15 protein-coding genes are annotated in these 19928 nt (G+C 46.3%); 6 read left to right on the forward strand and 9 right to left on the reverse strand.

Features of this window, described 5'->3' with window-relative positions:
* Positions 1 to 175 precede the first annotated feature (175 nt).
* Positions 176 to 1462, reverse strand: coding sequence for a hypothetical protein (locus NST38_RS06970; RefSeq protein ID WP_036611212.1), 1287 nt, complete (start codon positions 1460 to 1462; stop codon positions 176 to 178).
* A 242-nt stretch (positions 1463 to 1704) separates the two neighbouring features.
* Between NST38_RS06970 and NST38_RS06975 the strand changes: the two genes are divergently transcribed.
* Together NST38_RS06975 and NST38_RS06980 are read left to right on the forward strand one after the other, a co-directional pair.
* Positions 1705 to 2718 carry a Gfo/Idh/MocA family oxidoreductase gene (locus NST38_RS06975; protein ID WP_076251506.1) on the forward strand — a complete coding sequence of 338 codons (1014 nt, stop codon included), beginning with the start codon at positions 1705 to 1707 and terminating at the stop codon, positions 2716 to 2718.
* A 32-nt stretch (positions 2719 to 2750) separates the two neighbouring features.
* Positions 2751 to 3737 (forward strand): Gfo/Idh/MocA family protein, encoded by a 987-nt coding sequence (locus tag NST38_RS06980; RefSeq protein ID WP_076251731.1) that lies wholly within the window; start codon positions 2751 to 2753, stop codon positions 3735 to 3737.
* Positions 3738 to 3740: 3 nt separating this feature from the next.
* Here NST38_RS06980 and NST38_RS06985 read toward each other — a convergent pair whose 3' ends face one another.
* The 3 genes from NST38_RS06985 to NST38_RS06995 all read right to left on the reverse strand — a co-directional run bounded on the left by NST38_RS06985 (position 3741) and on the right by NST38_RS06995 (position 6403).
* Positions 3741 to 4535: a MurR/RpiR family transcriptional regulator gene (locus NST38_RS06985; RefSeq protein ID WP_341343869.1), complete on the reverse strand. Its 795-nt coding sequence runs from the start codon at positions 4533 to 4535 to the stop codon at positions 3741 to 3743.
* Positions 4536 to 4671: 136 nt separating this feature from the next.
* Positions 4672 to 5505, reverse strand: coding sequence for an ABC transporter permease subunit (locus NST38_RS06990; protein WP_076251509.1), 834 nt, complete (start codon positions 5503 to 5505; stop codon positions 4672 to 4674).
* Positions 5498 to 6403 (reverse strand): ABC transporter ATP-binding protein, encoded by a 906-nt coding sequence (locus NST38_RS06995; protein ID WP_076251511.1) that lies wholly within the window; start codon positions 6401 to 6403, stop codon positions 5498 to 5500. Before NST38_RS06995 ends, NST38_RS06990 begins: the two co-directional genes overlap by 8 nt.
* 446 nt (positions 6404 to 6849) lie before the next feature.
* Between NST38_RS06995 and NST38_RS07000 the strand changes: the two genes are divergently transcribed.
* Both NST38_RS07000 and NST38_RS07005 read left to right on the forward strand, forming a co-directional pair.
* A complete protein-coding gene (locus NST38_RS07000; RefSeq protein WP_036669028.1) occupies positions 6850 to 8685 on the forward strand; it encodes an HSP90 family protein in 1836 nt (611 codons plus the stop codon).
* On the forward strand, positions 8685 to 9734 hold the full coding sequence (locus NST38_RS07005) for a hypothetical protein (RefSeq protein ID WP_036669030.1): 1050 nt from the start codon (positions 8685 to 8687) through the stop codon (positions 9732 to 9734). Before NST38_RS07000 ends, NST38_RS07005 begins: the two co-directional genes overlap by 1 nt.
* A 153-nt stretch (positions 9735 to 9887) precedes the next feature.
* On the opposite strand, the gene NST38_RS07010 is transcribed toward NST38_RS07005, so the two are convergent.
* From NST38_RS07010 to NST38_RS07025, 4 genes are all read right to left on the reverse strand, one after another.
* Positions 9888 to 12095: a serine hydrolase gene (locus NST38_RS07010; protein WP_076251513.1), complete on the reverse strand. Its 2208-nt coding sequence runs from the start codon at positions 12093 to 12095 to the stop codon at positions 9888 to 9890.
* 50 nt (positions 12096 to 12145) lie between these two features.
* Positions 12146 to 12916 (reverse strand): DUF3169 family protein, encoded by a 771-nt coding sequence (locus tag NST38_RS07015; protein WP_076251515.1) that lies wholly within the window; start codon positions 12914 to 12916, stop codon positions 12146 to 12148.
* A 1-nt stretch (position 12917) separates the two neighbouring features.
* Positions 12918 to 13127 (reverse strand): helix-turn-helix transcriptional regulator, encoded by a 210-nt coding sequence (locus tag NST38_RS07020; protein ID WP_017690042.1) that lies wholly within the window; start codon positions 13125 to 13127, stop codon positions 12918 to 12920.
* Positions 13128 to 13301: 174 nt separating this feature from the next.
* Entirely contained in the window at positions 13302 to 14552 is a 1251-nt protein-coding gene (locus NST38_RS07025; RefSeq protein WP_076251517.1) for an MFS transporter, read from the reverse strand.
* Between the two features lie 123 nt (positions 14553 to 14675).
* On the opposite strand from NST38_RS07025, the gene NST38_RS07030 reads away from it, so the two are divergent.
* A complete protein-coding gene (locus NST38_RS07030; RefSeq protein ID WP_076251519.1) occupies positions 14676 to 16559 on the forward strand; it encodes an ABC transporter substrate-binding protein in 1884 nt (627 codons plus the stop codon).
* 243 nt (positions 16560 to 16802) lie between these two features.
* On the opposite strand, the gene NST38_RS07035 is transcribed toward NST38_RS07030, so the two are convergent.
* A complete protein-coding gene (locus tag NST38_RS07035; protein WP_076251520.1) occupies positions 16803 to 18296 on the reverse strand; it encodes a serine hydrolase in 1494 nt (497 codons plus the stop codon).
* Between the two features lie 248 nt (positions 18297 to 18544).
* On the opposite strand from NST38_RS07035, the gene NST38_RS07040 reads away from it, so the two are divergent.
* The gene (locus NST38_RS07040; protein ID WP_036611189.1) at positions 18545 to 19741 is read left to right on the forward strand and encodes an outer membrane lipoprotein-sorting protein; all 1197 of its coding nucleotides are present in this window, start codon (positions 18545 to 18547) and stop codon (positions 19739 to 19741) included.
* Positions 19742 to 19928: the final 187 nt, after the last annotated feature.

Below are 19928 nucleotides of genomic sequence, written 5' to 3' on the forward strand. Positions count from 1 at the left end.
TTTGTCTTATTTTTCTTAATGATAACAATTATCATTCTCATATGGAAGATATTTTTGAAAAATAGTTTTCGACAACCAAAAAAGGACTACCAAGAGCCGTTATGGCTACAAGGTAATCCTTTTTGTTATGGACAAGTCCGTTGAATAGGCTATACGCCTGAATCAATAGGATATGTTAGTACGGTGTCACCAATAGAATATTGTCGAGGAATACGTCACTCATAACTTTTTTCCCTGTTCCACCGGTTTGCACGTGATACAAGCGATATTGATCTTTGGCATTGATGTAGAAGAGGCCCGCAACATCATCTCTGATATGGAATGCATCCCATTCGTCCCCGGTAAGTTTCGTTACCTTGAGAGCTGTATTGACCGAATAGAGTCCGTTGTTGCCCGAGATGTATGCTGCCGTAGATGTACCATTGGTCAATTGATTCGCCACATACGTTACATTTGTCAGGTTCAGGTTGGCAGACTTGGTCACTTTGTTGCCCGAGACCGTTTTGGCATAAGCCTTTTTGTCTGCATCAATAAGGACAACCTTGTCTGTACCTAAGGCACTTACTTCACGAACGCTTTTGTTATGAAGCTGAAGTGTTTTGGCTGAAGTGGTTAACGCAAACGCTTTGCCTTTGGCATAATTGTAATCCTTATTGCTGTCTAGAACGATTCCTTTGTTATACACGTAAAGATTGTTTCCCCAACCACCGGAATATACAGCATTCACATCCAGTTTGGCTTTGGGATTAACCGCGGTTGCTTTGCCAGTGTTGTATTTCACCTTATACATGACAACAGCATTGGTGGAGTAAAACTCCTCGTAGGGGTCTGTATTTACCATCAGTTGCAGTTCGTTTTTGGCTTGATTCGTAAAATAACGTCCTTCCACTGCGCCTGCGGCAATCCGCTGCACAGCTCCAGCACCGTTGGACGTTTTGGACACGATCCACGTGTTTCCATTAACCAACGCATTATAGTAGGCACGCCCTTTGGTTATCAGGAGGAAAGGGAAGTCGGTATCAGCCTTGTCAGCAATCTTGGTGACAGCTGAAGCGTCACTATTGCCATTCGCGCGATAAATGGTACCTGTAGCATCCAGATAATAGATGAATCCGTTATCCGTATAATAGCTGAGTACATCTGTAGCAAATGTCTCCGCCGCATCGCTGGACCCGTCATTCGGAACCCGAAGCAGGGTTGTGGAAGAAGCAGTCTGCGTGTAGTAGAGGTAAGAGCCTGCCTCGAGCAAGTCCACACCTTGGAAATCAATTAATACTTCTGTTGTATTGCTGCCATCCGCGGATACTTTGTACAAAACTCCGTCGGACTCATAATACACTGTGGATTGGCTGAGTGAAGCTGCCTGGGCTGAGGTTCCACCTCCCAATGTCACTGCTGCAATGATTGCAAATAACAGCAATGTACAGATGGTGCGTTGTACGTATGTATACCTTGTTTTCATTCGTTCATCGTCCCCTTCGTTCTTCTATATGTACGTCGTTAATTCCTTATGTTATATCGGTAAACTATGGAAGATATGTTAGCTCTCAAACATGAAAAAAAGAAGAAATGAAATTGAATTTCATAGTCATTCAAACCTGAAATCAAATTGCGCATGATGCTGCCAATCCCGTCCCAAAGTATTCTCCGCCTGACTTGATCGTGATAACATTACACTCAACCAGAGCAGAGGAGTGAGCGATCATGGTAATGAATGTGGCGATCATCGGATTTGGGAATGCAGTGGTGAATTATCATTTGCCTTATCTGGACAAAAAAGAAAACATCAAGGTGAAGACGATATACCGTCGCGAGGAAGATCGGGTTGGCGACACAGAGCGTGAATCACTTTATCCCGAGATTACTTTTACGACGAATATCGAAGACATATTGCAGGATAATGAGATTGAATTGATTGTTGTTGCCACCCATGTGGATAGCCATGTAGAGTACGCCAAGCTGGCATTGGAACACGGGAAACATGTGCTCGTGGAGAAACCTTTTGCCTCCACTTCTGCGGAAGCCAAAGATATCTTTGAACTAGCCAATCGTAAAAATCTCATCGCCATGGCAAATCAAAATCGCAGATTTGATGGTGATTTCCTGACATTGAAGAAAGTGATTGAGAGCGGCAAACTGGGGAATATTGTTGAAATCCAGTCCCACTATGATTATTTTCACCCACAGTACACCAGAAGTGGATTTGGATTGCTGCATGGCTTGGCCGTGCATACGATCGATCAGTTAATCTCCATCTATGGCGTAGCTGACCGTATTGATTATGATGTTCGGAGTTTGATCGCGCCGGGTGAATCTGATGATTACATCGATATTGATTTTCGATATGGAAGAATGAAGGCCACGATTAAGTGCAGCCTGCTTGTGAAGATCGAGCATCCAAAATTCATTGTCCACGGGGATCGAGGGAGCTTTGTTAAATATAGCAGTGGGCATCAAACGAAAAATGGAGATGGGCGAACCAGGGTATCCATTGAAGCTGAACCGGAGGATAACTGGGGTACGATTAGTTATGTGGACGATGAGGGAACATCACATACGGAGAAAGTTCCTTCGGAAGCAACAGACTATGGCATTTTATATGATCAACTGCTTCAAGCCATTCGACATAACGGTGATAAACCGGTCAAGGATGAAGAGGTTTTATATGTATTGGATATTTTACATGACGGAATCGAAGCAGCGAAGAGAGCCAACTGACAAACAACCAACGACAGGAGCGAAACGATATGATGAATATAGCAACGATTGGTACAGGGTCCATTGTGGATGCCATTTTGTCTGCGATCAATGAGCTGGAAGATGTTACGTGTACAGCGATGTACTCCCGGAAGAGAGAGACAGCACAGGAGCTTGCGGGTAAGTATGGGGTCGATACCATCTATACGGACCTGGAATCCCTATTTTCAGATACAAATGTAGATCTCGTATATATTGCTTCACCAAACAGCATGCATTACGAACAGGCCTATCAGGCACTTCAACATGGCAAACATGTCGTCTGCGAAAAACCGTTCACGTCCACGCTTGAGGAAGCAGAAACGCTGATTGCACTTGCAAAAGAAAAGAATCTGTTGCTGTTTGAAGCCATCTCCAACATTCATCTGCCCAATATTAAAGTCATACAGGAGCAACTACCAAAGCTTGGTCCGATCAAACTCATCCAGTGTAACTACAGTCAATACTCGCGCAAATACAATGATCTGCTTGCAGGGGAAACGCCGAACGTATTCAATCCACATTTCTCTGGTGGCGCGCTGATGGATATCAATATTTATAATCTGCATCTGGTCATGAATCTGTTTGGCAGTCCGAATACCGTATCGTATACCGCGAACCAGCATGCAAACGGCATTGATACGTCAGGTGTAGTGGTTCTTAAGTATCCGGAGTTTATTGCGGAATGTGTAGGTGCCAAAGACACAAACAGCATGAACTTTGTGCTCATTCAGGGGGAGAAAGGTTATCTTCAGGTTGTGGGAGGAGCAAACGGTTGCCGGGAGATCAAGCTTCAGATCGGGAATGAGCCTGCTGAGGCGTATAATGCGCAGACCAAATCCAATTGGCTGTACTATGAGTGGGAAGCGTTCAGGGACATCCATGCAAATGGGGATCACAAACGGTGTTACGAACTGCTCGAACACAGCCAGTCTGTAATGAGTGTACTTATGAGTGCACGTAAGGATGCCGGGATTGTATTTGCAGCAGATCAACGGTAATCGTTAATACGTGTCGCTAATACTTCCCATGTACAACATGTCGAAAATGTAGAGTACCGAGACCATCGAAGACATTTTGGACAGTCTTAACTGTTCATTGTATCCGTAAGCCAGCAGCGTTTCATCACAATGTCTGGACAGGGTTGAATGGTTGTTGCCCGTGATTGCGATGACTTTCATCTGTTTGTTGCTCAGCACTTTGGCGGCTTCAATCATGGATTGGTTCTCACCTGTGTGCGATATAACAAAAGAGAGCGTCAGGCTATTGGGATTCATCGTGTTCAAGTAATGCATGTTCGGACTATTGTGAGCAATCGCAGATATGCCGAGTTCATTCCACTTGGCACAAGCCTGTTGAGCCAGATAATAATTCATATCACTGCCATAGACATCAATGCGTACGGATTCTTTGACCCAGTTCGCGATTCGTAGCAAAACAGGAGCATTTAACATCCGGCGGGTATCATCCAGCGCTTGCTGGTACAGGTAAGGAACCGAGTCGATGGCAGCCAGCACGTTGCCTTGATCTGCAATTACATGATCCTGCGTCTGCAACGCGGAAGGTATCTGTTGATATTCAAGAGCAAGTTTTAACTGAAAGTCTGGGTACCCCTTGGTACCCAGCTTTTTGCATAGGCGAACAATGGTGGAAGAGCTTGTATAGGTCTGCTGAGCCAGTTCATGGGCTGTAGAATCAAATACAACTTCGGGGTTACTCAGGATATAGTCCACAATATGTTTCTCCTGTGCCGTTAATTGTGAAGCATATTTTAATTTTTGAAGTAGTTTGGATTCCATACAGTTGTTCCATTCCTCTCTAAAATCATCCCATAGCATATATCTCCACATCATAACCTGCGTTTATTTATTTCTCAATCTGTATAGCGGAGCGACAGTGTAGATTGTTGAATTTCGTCGCTACACTCCACATCATTCAGATCTGACTTTCCGCCAGTTGCTGACGACTATTCCACGACGTGACCAGATGAAGAAGAACCACACTTATGAGCAGGAGCGCTGCTCCAATCATGAGTAACATCCAAGGACCAATCAGCAGCATGCCACTGGCTTGACCAGCGACTAAGGCGATGAGGGGAAGGACAATTAATCCGCCGAGCTGATAGGCTTCCTGGAATCCACGGACCTTGGCCGAGATCAGGACGTTCAATAAAATGACCATAAGACTGCAAGCGGGAACAACCCACACGACAAGTATTATCCAGTTCAGATTGGGAAACATCAACGTTCCAAACATGGGGTACATCAGAATATTGGCAATGATTCCATAGATCAGGAAAGTAACCCAGGATAATAGAATGGAAGGGATCAGGGCAGCTAGCACTTTGCCTTTAAAAAGAGTGTCCATGCTGATCGGTGTGAACAACAATCCTTCCAGCGTCTTGCGTTCCTTCTCACCAGCGAAACTATTGGCCGTCAGAATACTGGAGGCCATTACCGGAATGATGAGAAACAAGGGAGCGAACATATACATGGCTAAGTAATAGACAATACGATGATTATCTGTAGGCATGGAAGCAAGCTGAGGAATCTGTCCACCATGGGTTAACGCATCCAATGATTCGAGTAGAAAGCTGATGTTGCCCAGAGAACGAAGTTCCATTCTGGAGGCCGCCCACAGGAGAGCAGATGGCATAATGATTCCGATAATCAGTGGAACGATCAACATGGGCAACCAGAGCTGAACGCTGGCTGTGACGGACCGAATATCTTTACGTACCAGTGCACGTATGGCTTGGCGGTTATTCATGGTGGTGTGCCTCCCTTATGGCAAAATAGATACTTTCCAGATCACTGCCCGTGATGCGGGCCTGATAGACTTGACCATGCTCCGTTAATTGCCTTAGCAGTAATGGAATATCTTCACGCGATGTAAGCTGAAATAATGCTTGATGTGCGGAGATTATTTCAGGTGTAAAGTCGGTTGCCGTGTGCCATCCATCGGGTATGTCGGCTTCTACTTCGAGTTTCGGAGTGGACAGGTACCGGCTAACAATCTCCTGTTCCGTGCCTTCCTCCACGATGCGCCCCTTTTCCATGAAAATATAATGATCACAGACGGCTGACAGTTGGGACAGCACATGGGATGAGACCAGGATTGTCATCTTTTCTTCCTTATTTAACTGACGGATAATGCGTAGCACCATCTGAATTCCATCCGGATCCAGGCCATTGGTGGGCTCATCCAGAAACAGGATGGAAGGACGGTGCAAGAGTACTCGTGCAAGGCCCAAGCGTTTCTTCATGCCTGTACTATAGGTGCCGACTTTTCGATGCTGATAATCCTGCAACTCGAACAGAGTTACAAGCTCGTCGATTCGTTTCTTGGCATGCTTCAGGCCAAAAACATCTGCGAAGAAAGTCAGATTGTCACGCCCGCTCATATTTTCATATAATCCACTTTGCTCGGTAAGAGTGCCACACATGGCCAGTACTTTCTCCGCCTCACGAGCGGTGTCCAATCCGTTAATGGTTACCTGTCCACCGGAAGCGCCCAAGACTCCATTCATGATACGGATCAGTGTGGTTTTGCCCGAACCGTTGGGTCCAATCAACCCGGTGACACTGCCTTGTTCAACTGTAAAACTGACATCATGCAGTGCTTGATGCACTTTGAATTGCTTGGATATGTTGCGTACTTCGATCATGTATATTCACCGTCCGATCTGAGTTTGGAGATTATACGTGTGGTAGGCTGATATCGTTCAAATGGACGACAAAAAAGATCTATTCCTCCTTCAATAGTCCCGAATGTAAGATGCACATTTACCCTGAAGGCTGTCTGAAATCGGGTCTCAGGTTTGTTTTCACTCTGCCTTGTAACATGTATCCTTATTTTAGGGTAGAACATCCGTTTCATTGCTATTCATAACGTGGTAATGGAAGATAAGGCCTTACGTCTCATGAATGCCTGAAATATGCATATAACGCCGGTCTTGGTTATCCAGGGCCGGCTTGACGTGATGTTTTGGCGTGCCTGTCACGGGGAACGTCTGTTTCTAACGATTACATAATGAATTCGTCTAACACATCCATATGAATACATCGTATGGGTACATATTGTGTATTGGACGTAGAGGAAGGTGAGTGAGTCATGACAGCATCCAATGAATATCGTTTTCAAGTGAACCTGAGCGGGATGATCCAGATTTTATCCAACCATCTATATAGCAGTCCTAAAGTGTTCTTGCGCGAACTGATGCAGAATGCGACGGATGCGATTACCGCACGAACGGAGGCGGAGCCAGGGTATCAGGGTGAAGTTCGTGTTGAACTGACGGGAACAGGTGAGCAATTGACCATGATGGTGGAGGACAACGGCATCGGCTTGACCGAAGCTGACATCCATGAATTCCTAGCGATGATTGGACAATCCTCGAAGAGGGGGCAGCAAGCGCTGCTGGATGGAGAGACTTCGTTTATCGGGCGTTTCGGGATTGGGTTGTTATCCTGTTTCATGGTGAGTCACGAAATTGTCATGCTGACGCAATCCGCGAAGGGCGGCCCTTCGATGGAGTGGCGGGGCAAGCCGGATGGCACCTATACGATTCGACAATTGGACACACAGCTGTCCCCGGGGACCAAAGTATATCTGCGTTGCACACCGGACGCGGCGCACTACTTTGAACCGGATTATGTGAAAGAAGCTCTGTTCTATTACGGAGCATTATTGCCGTATCCGGTCACGCTGTATCATGACGGCGTGCAACATGTGGTGAATAGCGAGACACCGATCTGGCTGATGGACCCTGCACTCGCACGTTCACGCAGATCAGAGGTATTGGCATTTGGTGAACGTCTGCTTGGTGAGCAGTTCCAAGACTTCATTCCGTTGACGACAGCTTCAGGCCGTACCGGAGGTATTGCTTTTGTACTGCCACACGCGGTTAATCTGAATGCCAAGCGTTCTCACCGGGTTTACCTGAAGCGAATGCTGATTTCGGAGAAGGCTGAGAACATTTTGCCAGAGTGGGCTTTCTTCGTGAAATGCCTGATCTGGACAGATGAGCTTCAACCGACGGCATCACGAGAACATTTTTATGAAAATGAAAAGCTGGAGGAAGTTCGCTCCGAACTCGGAGACGCACTTCGCAAGGGACTGGCCGACATGGCTGAGAGCCAGACAGAACGGCTACAGAAGCTGATTCGTCTGCATGCTCTGTCCATGAAGGCACTGGCTGTGCAGGATCAAGCATTCTACGCGATGATTCATCGCTGGCTGCCTTTTGAGAGTACGAGGGGGCACCGTGAACTTGGTGAGCTGATCGATGAAGGAGAGACGTTGTATTTCACGTCCTCTGTTGATGAGTACCGTCAGATTCATCATGTGGCATCCGCACAATCGATGCTGGTGATTAATGGTGGTTACATCTATGACAGCGAGTTGATGGCGACACTGCCGATGACCGTGCACAACGTACACACGGAGCGGCTACAGCCGGATCAGGTCTCGATGAGTTTCACCGATGTGCCACCCGCTGAGCGTAATCAGTATTATGATGCATTGCGACTGGCCGATTCTGCCTTACAGCGCTTCCGCTGTCGGGCTGAGGTGAAAGGTTTTAAGCCATCGGATCTGCCAGTGTTGTTCACACTGTCTCAGGAATCCTCAACCCTGCGTGCGCTTGAAAAAGCAAGCGAGGAGAGCACGGAATTGTTCTCGTCTGTTCTGGGTTCATTGTCTTCTAGTATGAGTTCAGCAGGGTACTCAACCTTATATTTGAACGTGAGTAATCCGATCATTCAGCGGGTACTGACATCACCGGATGACCAGATGACGCCGATTGCCATCGAAATGTTATACGTCAATGCACTGATGATGGGGCATTATGCCATGAGCAAGCAGGAGCTTGAAGTGTTAAATCAGGGCATTGTTCGTTTTATTGATTGGGGTTTGCGTGCCAATACAGATCGTAAGGGAGATGCCTGATGAAGACAGAGATGGATTTTGAAGAACTGATGGACGAGGCCTATGGTTTGCCCAATGGTCCGGCGAAGCTTGGTATGCTGGAGGAAGCGGCAAGAGTTGCCGATGTGAACGGCATGGAGGAAGAGGCATATGAAGCAAGATCGGAGATTGTGGAGACAGCAACATTCTGTGGTTATCCGATGAAAGCGCTGATTGCTTTTTCCTGGCAGCTGGGCAAGTTCGACCAACAGCCCGAAGAATATGATGAAGAAACGTTAATGTGGTCGTACAAATGGATATTGGGCAAGATGCCCGACTTTCCGGAAATATCACGCGAGAAGATCCTGGAGCTGTTGGAGGATTTCGGACGGCGTTTCAAGTCCTACGGTTACAGCGAACGCTCCTACTGGTATTATCGGTTCCGGATCTTTATGGATTTTGGGGAGCTGGAGGAAGCGGGACGCAGTTATGATCGATTCAGAACGATGGATCGTGACTTTATGAGTGACTGCGAAGCCTGTGAGCAGGATGAGATTATGCGATATTTCTTGTTAAAAGAAGACGATGAGAAGGTGTTGGAGGCGGCACAGCCTATCCTGAAAGGGCGTATGAGCTGTGCAGAGATTCCGCATCTGACTTTGTCTGAAATTTTGATGCCGTTATATCGGTTGGGACGGACTGCGGAAGCAGATAAACATCAGACCAAGGGATATCGCCTGATTAAAGGCCAGAACGATTTTGTGCAGAGTTTTGCGGAGCAGATGGATTATCTCACACGTACGAACCCGGCAAAAGGCATTGATGTGCTGGAGGAAACACTGGTGTTTGCTGCTGATCATGAAGATCCTTACGCCAAAATGTTGTTTTATGCCAGAGCAGCATCGTTGCTTCGCCGCTGGGTGGAAGAATCTCCAGAATACCGATTGCGTCTGCCAGCATCCTTCCCGTATGAAGGCGATCCGGGCGACCTGCTCAAGCTGGCCGATTACTTTGCGGAGCATGCTCAGACCGCTGCAGCCAAGTTTGATCAGCGCAACGGGAACCTCCATGTATCTTCGTTGATCGAATAGAGACGGATATAACTCATTAACCGATCGCTATAATAAGTTATGAAAAGTAACGAAACAGGCTTGTTCGAGAAGGATCGTATCCTTCTGAACAAGCCTGTTTTTTTCTTGCATCATAAGCATGATCAATCTAATCGGTATGAAGATATTTTATTTTTATTGTGCTGATGTTGCAGAAGGGACCGTTACTGGTACAGGAACCGGCGCAGTTTCAGATGTCTCATCTGCAGGCTCAGCTCCTTCGGCAGGTTCTGCTTGTGGTTGTTGAGCTGCCATCAGTTCAGCGACGATTTGATCTGTTGGTTGGGTAAGCAGCGCATACATGATCGCAGCCTCTTCCTGACGAATCAGAGGTTTGCGGGAAAGGAAATCAACAGAACCATCCTCCATTACCTTCACCTCGGGTCCATGGATACCAAGCTTCGCCATCATCTGAATGGCTGGTACAGCCCATGCATCTGTGTGCCCCGCAAGTTTCACATCATTGAACAGTTCGCTAGGATATTGTAGTTGCATAATTCTCCACATCATGACCATTGCTTCCTGTCGGATAATCACTTGATCCGGCTTAAATTGCTGTTCGTCCGTGCCAGTAATCATACCCAACTCATATCCGAGTTGAATATATCCGGCTGCTGCATGATCTGCCCAGTCGGTGCCAGCAGGAGGCGTAGTTTTGCTGGGCTTCAATCCACTCAGTTTAAGGGTGTTCTCAATAAATTCAGCTCGTGTCACACCTGTTTTTGGTTGGAAAGACTTGTTGCCATCATTCTCATAATATCCAAGAGATTGTATGGCATAGATGGCTTCGGCATAAGGACTGTTCTCACGAACATCCCGGAAGCCCATAGGCTTTTGACCTTTTTTCTCATAACCCATAGGGTTGAGGTAAGGTTCTTTCATGTATGTGGTTCCATCTGCATATTCTTTGAATGCTGTGAATTGACCAGTCAATTCATCTTTGAAGAGATTATCTTCCACCTGAATCAGGTTGCGTTGACCCAGGAATACATCGTTAATGCTCAGTTGTCCTGGCTTATCCCCGCCACCTTTCAAGGAACTTACAATCGTGCTAAGTCGAAGATCTGCGTACAATCCGGTGAAGCGTTGCAGCTCAGCTGCGGATTGCGGCGTGTATTCCTTGAACTGTACAGGCTCTGCATATTCCGGGAAGAAGCTCTGGATGAATGCAGGGTAGAACAGGTTACGAAGTGCTCCATTTTGATTATACGTCAGGAAAACGCCTGTATTTTGCTCGGGAATAAGGAAGAGATAAGAGCTGAATCCGCTCAGGTCGCCTCCTTTTGTAATAACTTTTGGACTACTTCCTGCTCCGGGAAGCTGAAATGCAGCTTCGAATCCATACGTCGTGTTTGGTAACAGTGGATGAATGGAAGAACGGTACTGTTCCATACTTTTTACCGTGGATTCCTTGAAAATTCGCTTGTTGTCCTTCACGCCATCATTCAGGAACGCAATCATGAACTTCCCGATGTCCTCAGCGGTAGACAACATGCCACCTTGAGGCATAGGTGTTGGAGCGATGGTGTACAGATCAAGCGGATTGTGTGCCGCATCATAGCCAGTAGCCAGCTGCTTTTGGAACTTTTTGTCCAGCATGAAACTGCTGTTATCCATTCCCAGCGGTTTGAAGATATGTTGTTGCATGTAGGATTCAAAGGGTTCGCCGCTTACATTTTCAACAATCATACCAAGCAGCAAAAACGAGAAATTATCGTACATGTAGGTGCTACCAGGCTCTCGAACGACAGGAGGCATATGTTGCTTTGCGTAATCCTCCATCGCTATGTACTTGTCAAAATCAGTATGGATGTCTTCCTGCTGGGGATCACGGATCTCGAATCCGGTCGTGTGTGTGAGCAGGTTCTCCACAGTTACAGGTTTGTCAAAAGGATTATCGAATTCGAGCCCTTTCACATAGGTCTGAAAATCAGCTTGCAGATCAACCTTGCCTTGCTCCACTAGCTGCATTACAGCAGCTGACGTGAACGTTTTGGATACAGAGGCTACACGGAAGGCCGTATTTTTCGGATCGATCGCTGTTTTACTCTCCACATCGGAGAAGCCATATCCTTTTTCCGCCAGAACTTTGCCATCTTTCACAACAACAACGGAGGCTCCCACATAATGGGGTTTTGCCTCAGGTGAATCGAAGAATGAATCCAGAAAAGCTGTAGCCGATTCAGTTGTCAGCGCTTTCGTCTTTCCTTGTTCAGCAGCTACTGGAGTCGCGGTCTCCGCCTGAACTGCGGGTACCCACAGACTGAGAGACAGAACCGCAGCCATAAAAGCTCCTGTTAGGGAGGTGAACCTGAAACGGGTCTTTCGTTTGGATAAATGCATGCAAACACTCCTTTATGAAAATATTTACAAAATAGTTACCTACCCATGTATTACTGATTACTCGCACGATAGGTTTCACGATAATAGATTCCAATGTTGGCAATCCAGATTACAGAGAGCATCACAATTGGGAATGGAGCAAAGGTAAAGAGCATCGAATATAGAACCATAGAGACCATTCCAACACCAAGAAGTACATTCATCATCTGAAAAGAACGATAGGCTGCGCGATAGACAATCCATTTCTCGCCTTCATCCAGCTTCTCAAAATGATCCTTCTTCATGTTGCGCGAGTTCAGATCCAGAGTGCGCTCAGGATAATAACGGTTGTATCGCTTCACAGTCAGAGTTTGCACGACCACAACGATGATAATAGAGATACATGAAGCAACAAAATTCAAGAGGTTGAACAGTTCTGGAGAATTCGGCATGGTTCGGTTGGATGCATACAAGGATAAAGCAAGTGCTGCCCAGGTAAACGTAAGAATAACGCTGAATCCGCTGAGGATCATCGCTTTTCCGAGGGAGCGCTCTGCTGGAGAGATGAGTGAATCGGAATCTCCATAAGCATCATCTTCCATGGGAGGGACAGATGGCGTGCGGGAGAGACTGAAGATGTTCCACACCGTCATAACTACCACAAGAGCCGCCAGGATTGCGAATAAAAGATCATAATCATAATACACGGACAGCGTCCAGTTCAAGTCAGAAGGGAGTTTACTCACTCCGCTAGCTCCGAGAAAACCAACTACAGCGCCACCGGCTGCATACAAGGGAAGACGCAACCGCTTTTTAATGGACGAGGATGATGAATTTTTCATTTTAATCTCCACCTTTCAGTTCAAAGATTTTTTCGACAGGTTCACGAAATACATGTGCTATTTTTAGTGCCAGAACGACCGACGGAGAGTAATCTCCACGCTCAATCAGGGCAATGGTTTGACGGGATGCACCAATGAGTTTGGCCAGTTCTGCTTGGGATAGCCGGTCTCTGGCTCGTAACTCCCGAACGTGATTGTGTAATTCTTCCACTTGCTCACCTCCATGAACCCAATGTACATGATATTTGACTAAATGTAAACTATAATATACAAAATGTTAAAGATAATTTACTTATAAACGTTGATAGTGGACATGAAAAAGAGAGCCAGTTGGGCTCCCTAGGATGATTATCTTGTTTTCAGAAAAGTTTCCAGAAAAGTGAAATCAAGATGCATCTGCACACGGCAGATGTTGATTCTGATCCTCTGCCTTCCGAAGTAACATTCGGAAAAAGACGAGCGCTCCAAGCCCCATCAGGATATACAGACCAGCCATCGCATAGGAGGGCAGAAAGGCTCCAATGGTTAATCCGAGACTGCCGAGAAGGGCAGCAGCGTTGTAACTCAACCCGTCAGCAGCCATATAGGCAGCACGGTCCGAATCTGGAATCATGCCCGCGAGCATGACCTGACGAACAGGGGCGTACATCAATTCTCCAATGGTTAGCAATATAGCGGATGAGATGAGTAACCAGGCCCAGTTGCTGAAAGCAAGTACGGTGAAACCTGCGGTATAGAGGAGCATACCAACAGTCATAATAGATCGGGACTGGAAGCGACCTATCCATCTGGTGAATGGAATGGCAACCAAGGCAACCATTACGGTGTTGATGACCATGATCAGGCTGAACATATGCAGACCTGAGATATCTGAGCCGAACAGTTGGGCGGTGAATTCATTTTTTAGACGAACAGCGATGTATTTATCCAACTGAAATTCCAGGGAGACTGCAAGTACAGTGGCCGTGAAAAATATCATGAAACGTTTGTCCTGAAAGACCGCCCCGTACGTTTTCAATATGTTCTTCTGGATGGGAGCCTCACCACAATCTAATGCACGTTTATCCATTGTTTCACGAATCATAAAGATCAAAATAAACAGGGTAGCTAGGCTTTCAAGGCATACCAGACTGAACAATAGGAAACGAAATGATTCGAAAAATAGCCCGCCCATCAGTGCACCAAAAGTTATAGCAACGTTTGTTGTCCAATATTGCAACCCATATACATAATGACGTTCATGTTCACTGCTCACGTCGACAATCATAGCATTAGCAATCGGCACGGTGATCCCTGAACTGAGACTGCTGAGCAGAAACATGAGGCAAGTGACAATGATCGAATCCATCCACGGCGAATTGGCGATGGCCAAGCAAAATAGAGCCACTACCTGCAGAGTTTGTGCAATCACCATCAATTTCTTCCGTCCAATCCGGTCAGACCAATATCCTGCCCACAATCCCACAATCATGGAAGCCACAATATTGACCGTCAGCAATAACCCCGCCAAACCTGCGCCAATCTGAATACTCAGATAGATCGCCATGAATGGAATGATGGACTTCTGGGTCAGATCGGTGAAAAAATCAGTAATGATACGTATCCTGATGTTCGGGTGCAAATCGGCGTATTTCATAAGTCGTTTTTCTTCCTTCCCACTGGTCATGTTGATGTTACTGAGTATAATGGAGGAAAACCTGAAGAAAAACTGTAGAAGCATCCGGATGGATTTCGTATTTTAGCAGAAGGTAGGGCATATATGGACGTATCAGAACATTACATTCAACTGCGATTAAACTTTCCACATGTGCATGATGAACAAGAATTATATACAACAGTAGGTGAACTTGCCGATCTATTATGTTGTACCATGCGCAATATGAACCTCATTATGAACAAATTCAAGGAGAATGGATGGGTCAGGTGGAACCCGCAGCGCGGAAGAGGCAAAAAATCGATGCTGGTATTTTGTGTCCCGTTGCTTGAAGTGGCGCGTGAACGATTTGACCATCTCCTGGATGGGAACAGGATGGAGGACGCCTATGAACTGGCCGCCACCTTACCAATTACGATGAGAGAACATCTGATGCAGCAAATGCAGCATCAATTTGGTCTGCGTTCGAATGGAGGGGACAGAGGACGAGTGGATACATTGCGGATTCCACGGAATATCCCTTTTAAGACATTGGATCCCACGCAGACGGCCATGTGGGGAGAAGTTTTTATTGTTGCGGAGGTTTTTGATCGTTTGGTTCGTTATAATGCTGAACACCAGGTCTGTGAACCGATTCTGGCTGTGGCATGGGAGAGTCATTCAGAGGGGAGCGAATGGATTTTTTATCTGCACAAAGGTATACCCTTTCATCATGGCAGAATATTGGATTCAGAGGACGTGAAGTTTACCTTTGATCGCATTATCTCTGACAATAGTAACCCGTGCAGGCCTCTGTTTGGATCTATTGAGCGCATAGAGACGTTGGACGAATTGACTGTACGTTTTGTGTTAAACAAGCCTAACTTCATGTTCCCGGATCTGATGAGCAGTATGTCTGCATCGATCTTGCCGAGAGATGTGGAGATGAATCCGCTCCATCCGATTGGAACAGGACCTTATCGGTTGACACGTCATGATTCCAAGCTGCTTGTGTTGGAAGTATTCCCTTCCTACTTCCAAGGTCGAGCCTATATTGACCGCGTTGAAATATGGCAACTTCCCCATTCTGGGAGGGTGGAGTCCGTCATCAAGCATAATATATTTCCGGATGCGGAGCCTCGTGCCGTGCAGCATGAGATGCAGGGTGGCATGTATATGACGTTTAATATGCAAAAGGAAGGGCCGCAGCATGATGTGAATTTTCGCCGGGCTGTTCAACAGCTATTGAATGCGCAAGAGTTGTCGCAAGCGCTCGGAAGCACGAACACGCAGGCTGCTTATAGTCTGATTCGAGGACGAGTACAGCAACCTTTAAAGGTGGGTTCAGATCAAGGGGAGCCATGGAAACAGCAATCGGAACAAATAGAATGTTCGGTCACACCTGTACCTGAACTTTCCGTGGAGACCTCACTGGCGCGGGCCTCAGCATTATTGCGTCATAGCTCTTATCAAGGGCAGAGTTTAAGTCTGTGGGTGGAAGAAGGCGAGAAGATGGAGGCAGATATGGTCTGGTTTGCAGAGAGAAGTAAACAGATTGGCCTACATATCAACATTATGCCGGGAGATCCGATCCATGCAGTCTATCAAGATGGGTTCGGGGATTGTGATCTGATCTATACAGGAGAAATCTTCAATGATCATGTCGTGCTGAGTCTCGTGACGATGTACACCTTCCAGAACACGTTATTCCTGATTGCGATGAATGATTACTGGAGACATGAACTGGAACAGGAATGTGGACGAGTGGTCATGATCCAGGAACCTGCGGAGCGGTTGAATAGATTGATTCGGCTAGAAGATCGACTGATTCGGGAGGCATTGCTTCTGCCCACATACAGCTTCAAGGAAGAACACGCCCATCATGATTCACTGAGAGATTATCGTCTTGCGGGGTATGGTCTGCCTGATCTGCGCAGATTGTGGGTGAAGAGAAGCCCTGGGGCCACTGAAGAGGATACGAGTTATCCAGTGTATATTCCGTTGTGGTAGGATTAGCTGCCACAACGGAAATGAATCAGGCGTTTTCTATATAAATTGAACTAAACATTTATACAAAACGGAGAGGACAGAAATAACCTGAGGAAGCAGAGCGTTCGCCTTTATCCCCGGATTTTCACTTTATGAAAAGAAATCAAAAAAATCTGGGGATAACAGCGATCAGAAGGTTGTTCTGTCATCGGAGTGACCAGTGTAAATATATTCATTAGTTCAATTTATATAGGTTCAGATCATTTACGAAACCCTGATGAATTCAATAGGCTTTGAACCCGGTTCAAGCAACAAAGGAATGGAGATGGATTGAGCAGCTTCTGAAGATTCATTGAGGGTAAACGTATACGTGATCTTCAGACCGAATAACACAAATTCGACGGAAAACGTATCTTTCCCCGTGTATTCCATGGGCATTTCAATGGCGTTAAAGGTTGCTTGCAACCCGTCCGTTGTCTCTTGAATCGACATCTCGCCATAACCAGGATGCGTGTAAATACCCGCATAAGCGGTGTAAGGGCGATCACAAGGTATGATGTGAGGTTCTTCAATATTTTCCTCAACGGCAGTGTCTGCTTGAATAGGCACTTCCAGAGGATTCTCCGGATTAGCCTCCGTTTCTGTTGATTCTTTCCCCATTAATTTTCTCAATTTGAAACTCCAATTGACGGGTTCTAATCCAAGCAGTCGGTCCATGATACGAAAAGCAACCGTATAGGGAATTATACTTCCGTTGGTATTACTCAGAACCACGATTCCAATCTGCTCCTCTGGCAAAAAGGCAACTTGTGATGCAAAGCCATCAATAGCCCCACCATGATGAATCATGGCATGTCCACGATAAGGCTCAATCATCCAACCCAGACCATATGTACTCATAGGCAGTTCTTGGCTTATAAACGGCGAATCACTGGGCATCTGAGGACTATGCATAATCTTCATCTGTTCCTTAGATATCAATGACGTTCCTTCCCATTGACCTTGATGCAACTGGAATTGAAGCCATGCAATCATATCGATTAGATTGCTGTTAATGGAACCAGCAGGTCCTATGGCATCAATGGCTCGAAAAGGTATTCTCGTATTCTGACCATCCTTCTCCATATAAGGGTAAGCATAGTCAGGCTGAAGTTGCATTTTTTCAACAGAGAACAGACTTGAGTTCATACCCAGCGGATTAAATAGAGTCTTCTGAACCATCTGCTCCCACGAAGTTTCATTGAGCTGTCCAACCAGATAACCTGCCGTCATGTACATCAGGTTCTGATACTGCCATTTGTTTCGGAAATCCTGATTTGGCTCCAGATACTGTAATGTTCGAACAAGTTCTTCTCTTGTACGCGGGGAGTTGTACCATACCAACTCATGCCTTGGAAGACCGGAACGATGACACAGCATGTCGCGGATAGTTATACGTTCTGTTGCGATCGGATCAAACATCTTGAAGTCTTTCATATACGACTTCACAGGGGTATCCCAGTCGAGTATCCCCTGATCCACAAGCAGAGCAGCGGTTGCTGCGGTAAAGGCTTTGGTACTTGAACCGATGGCAAACAACGTATTAGGGGTAACTTTAAGTTTGGATTCCATGTCACGATAACCGTAGCCCTTTTGCCAGATGACTTCATCCTTATGGATCACAGCCACCGCTGTGCCGACACCATTCCATAATTGAAGCTGCTCGTCGATGAATTCATCCATTCCTTCCAGTGATGTGCTAAGCTTTGTTGTCGTCATACCTTTTCCTCCTAATATCCAATAAAAAGAATAATCTCCTACAATTCACTATGCCTTTTCTGGATAAAGTTAACATCCTCCCTGAGACTGATTTTGCGTAGCAATGCCGTATTAACGGACTTCACCGATTGCTTGTCAAACTAGTCCGCATATATCGAACAAGTCCCTCATAACATGTACTAATCAAGTAGGGATTCTGCTGCAAGCACAATCCTGAAGTGAAAACATGTGCTAAAGGGGATGATGTCATGCGCCGAATATCATGGATGCTTGCCATGGTATTGGTCTTATCGGTCTTGCTTGCCGCCTGCGGGAAGAAGGATGCGGCAGCTGTGGTCAAAGATCTGAACGAAGTCGTAGGAGAGATGGAAAGTTACCAGGGGGCAGGCGTGATGACGCTGCATACCGGAGATACGCCGCAGCAGTACAAGGTCGAGGTATGGCATCAGAAGCCTTCCTATTATCGTATTGCGTTAACGAATGCAAAAAAGGATGTAACACAGATTGTACTGCGTAACGATGAAGGCGTGTTTGTTTTGACACCGAGCCAGAACAAAAGCTTCCGTTTTCAGAGCAATTGGCCAGATAATCAAGGACAGGTATATCTCTATGAAACATTGATTCGGAGCATTACGGGGGATACAACCCGTCAGTTTGCGGATGAGAAGGAGAGCTATGTTTTTGATGTAGCTGCCAATTATAATACACATGCACTCGTCAGACAGAAGATCTGGCTGAACAAAAGTGATTACGCACCGAAACAGGTTGAGGTATCCGACTCCAATGCCAATGTGGTCGTGGATGTGAAGTTTGATTCCTTCAAATTTGGTGCTGCATTTGAGAAAGACGCCTTTGACATGCAACGTAACATGACAGCAGCTACAAAAGAGGGCGGCCAAACAGGAACGGATTCTGGTGTAACTCCTGCGGAGCAAACAGGTGAGGGCGGTAAAGAACCTGCCAATCCTCAGACTGCGCCTGAACCTGATGGAGCCGTTACTGATGGACAGTCGGGTGTAGGTGGTGACACAGAGCAGCAAGGTACAGAAGGTGCTACAACAGGTCAGGAAGGCGAAAAGCCGACACTTGCAGAACCGGAAGGGGCAGACAGCTTCGGCGTGATTCAGCCGACCTATGCGCCGGAAGGCGTGCAGCTCAAGGACGATCAGATTCTGGAAGAAGCGGGAGACTATTCGGTTATGCTTCGTTATGAAGGAACATATAATTACACGATATTCGAAGCCAGACCACAGGATCGAGCTGTATCACTTGCTCCATCCAGTGTAGTAGATCTTGGATTCACACTGGGGATGATCAGCGGAGATGCATTGAAGACTCTGACATGGATGACAGATGGCATAGAATATCGGATCACCAGTGCCGACCTGCCTCAGAACGAAATGGTACGCATTGCAACATCGATGCAGGAAGAGTCAGGCAAATGATTTTTGAACAAATGAACGAATAGTAGCATAAACATAAGGAATGCTAAGAAGCATCGGAGACCTGTTCTCCGGTGCTTTGCTTTGATGTAAGAAAGGTATTCATTTAGCGCTGTTTTTCTTACCCGTTACACTCAATAAAGCAAAATGCGCTTCTACGCAGAGGGAACCGGGTAAATAATCGATATAA

Source organism: Paenibacillus sp. FSL H8-0104 (assembly GCF_038050215.1).
GTDB classification, from domain to species: domain Bacteria; phylum Bacillota; class Bacilli; order Paenibacillales; family Paenibacillaceae; genus Paenibacillus; species Paenibacillus amylolyticus.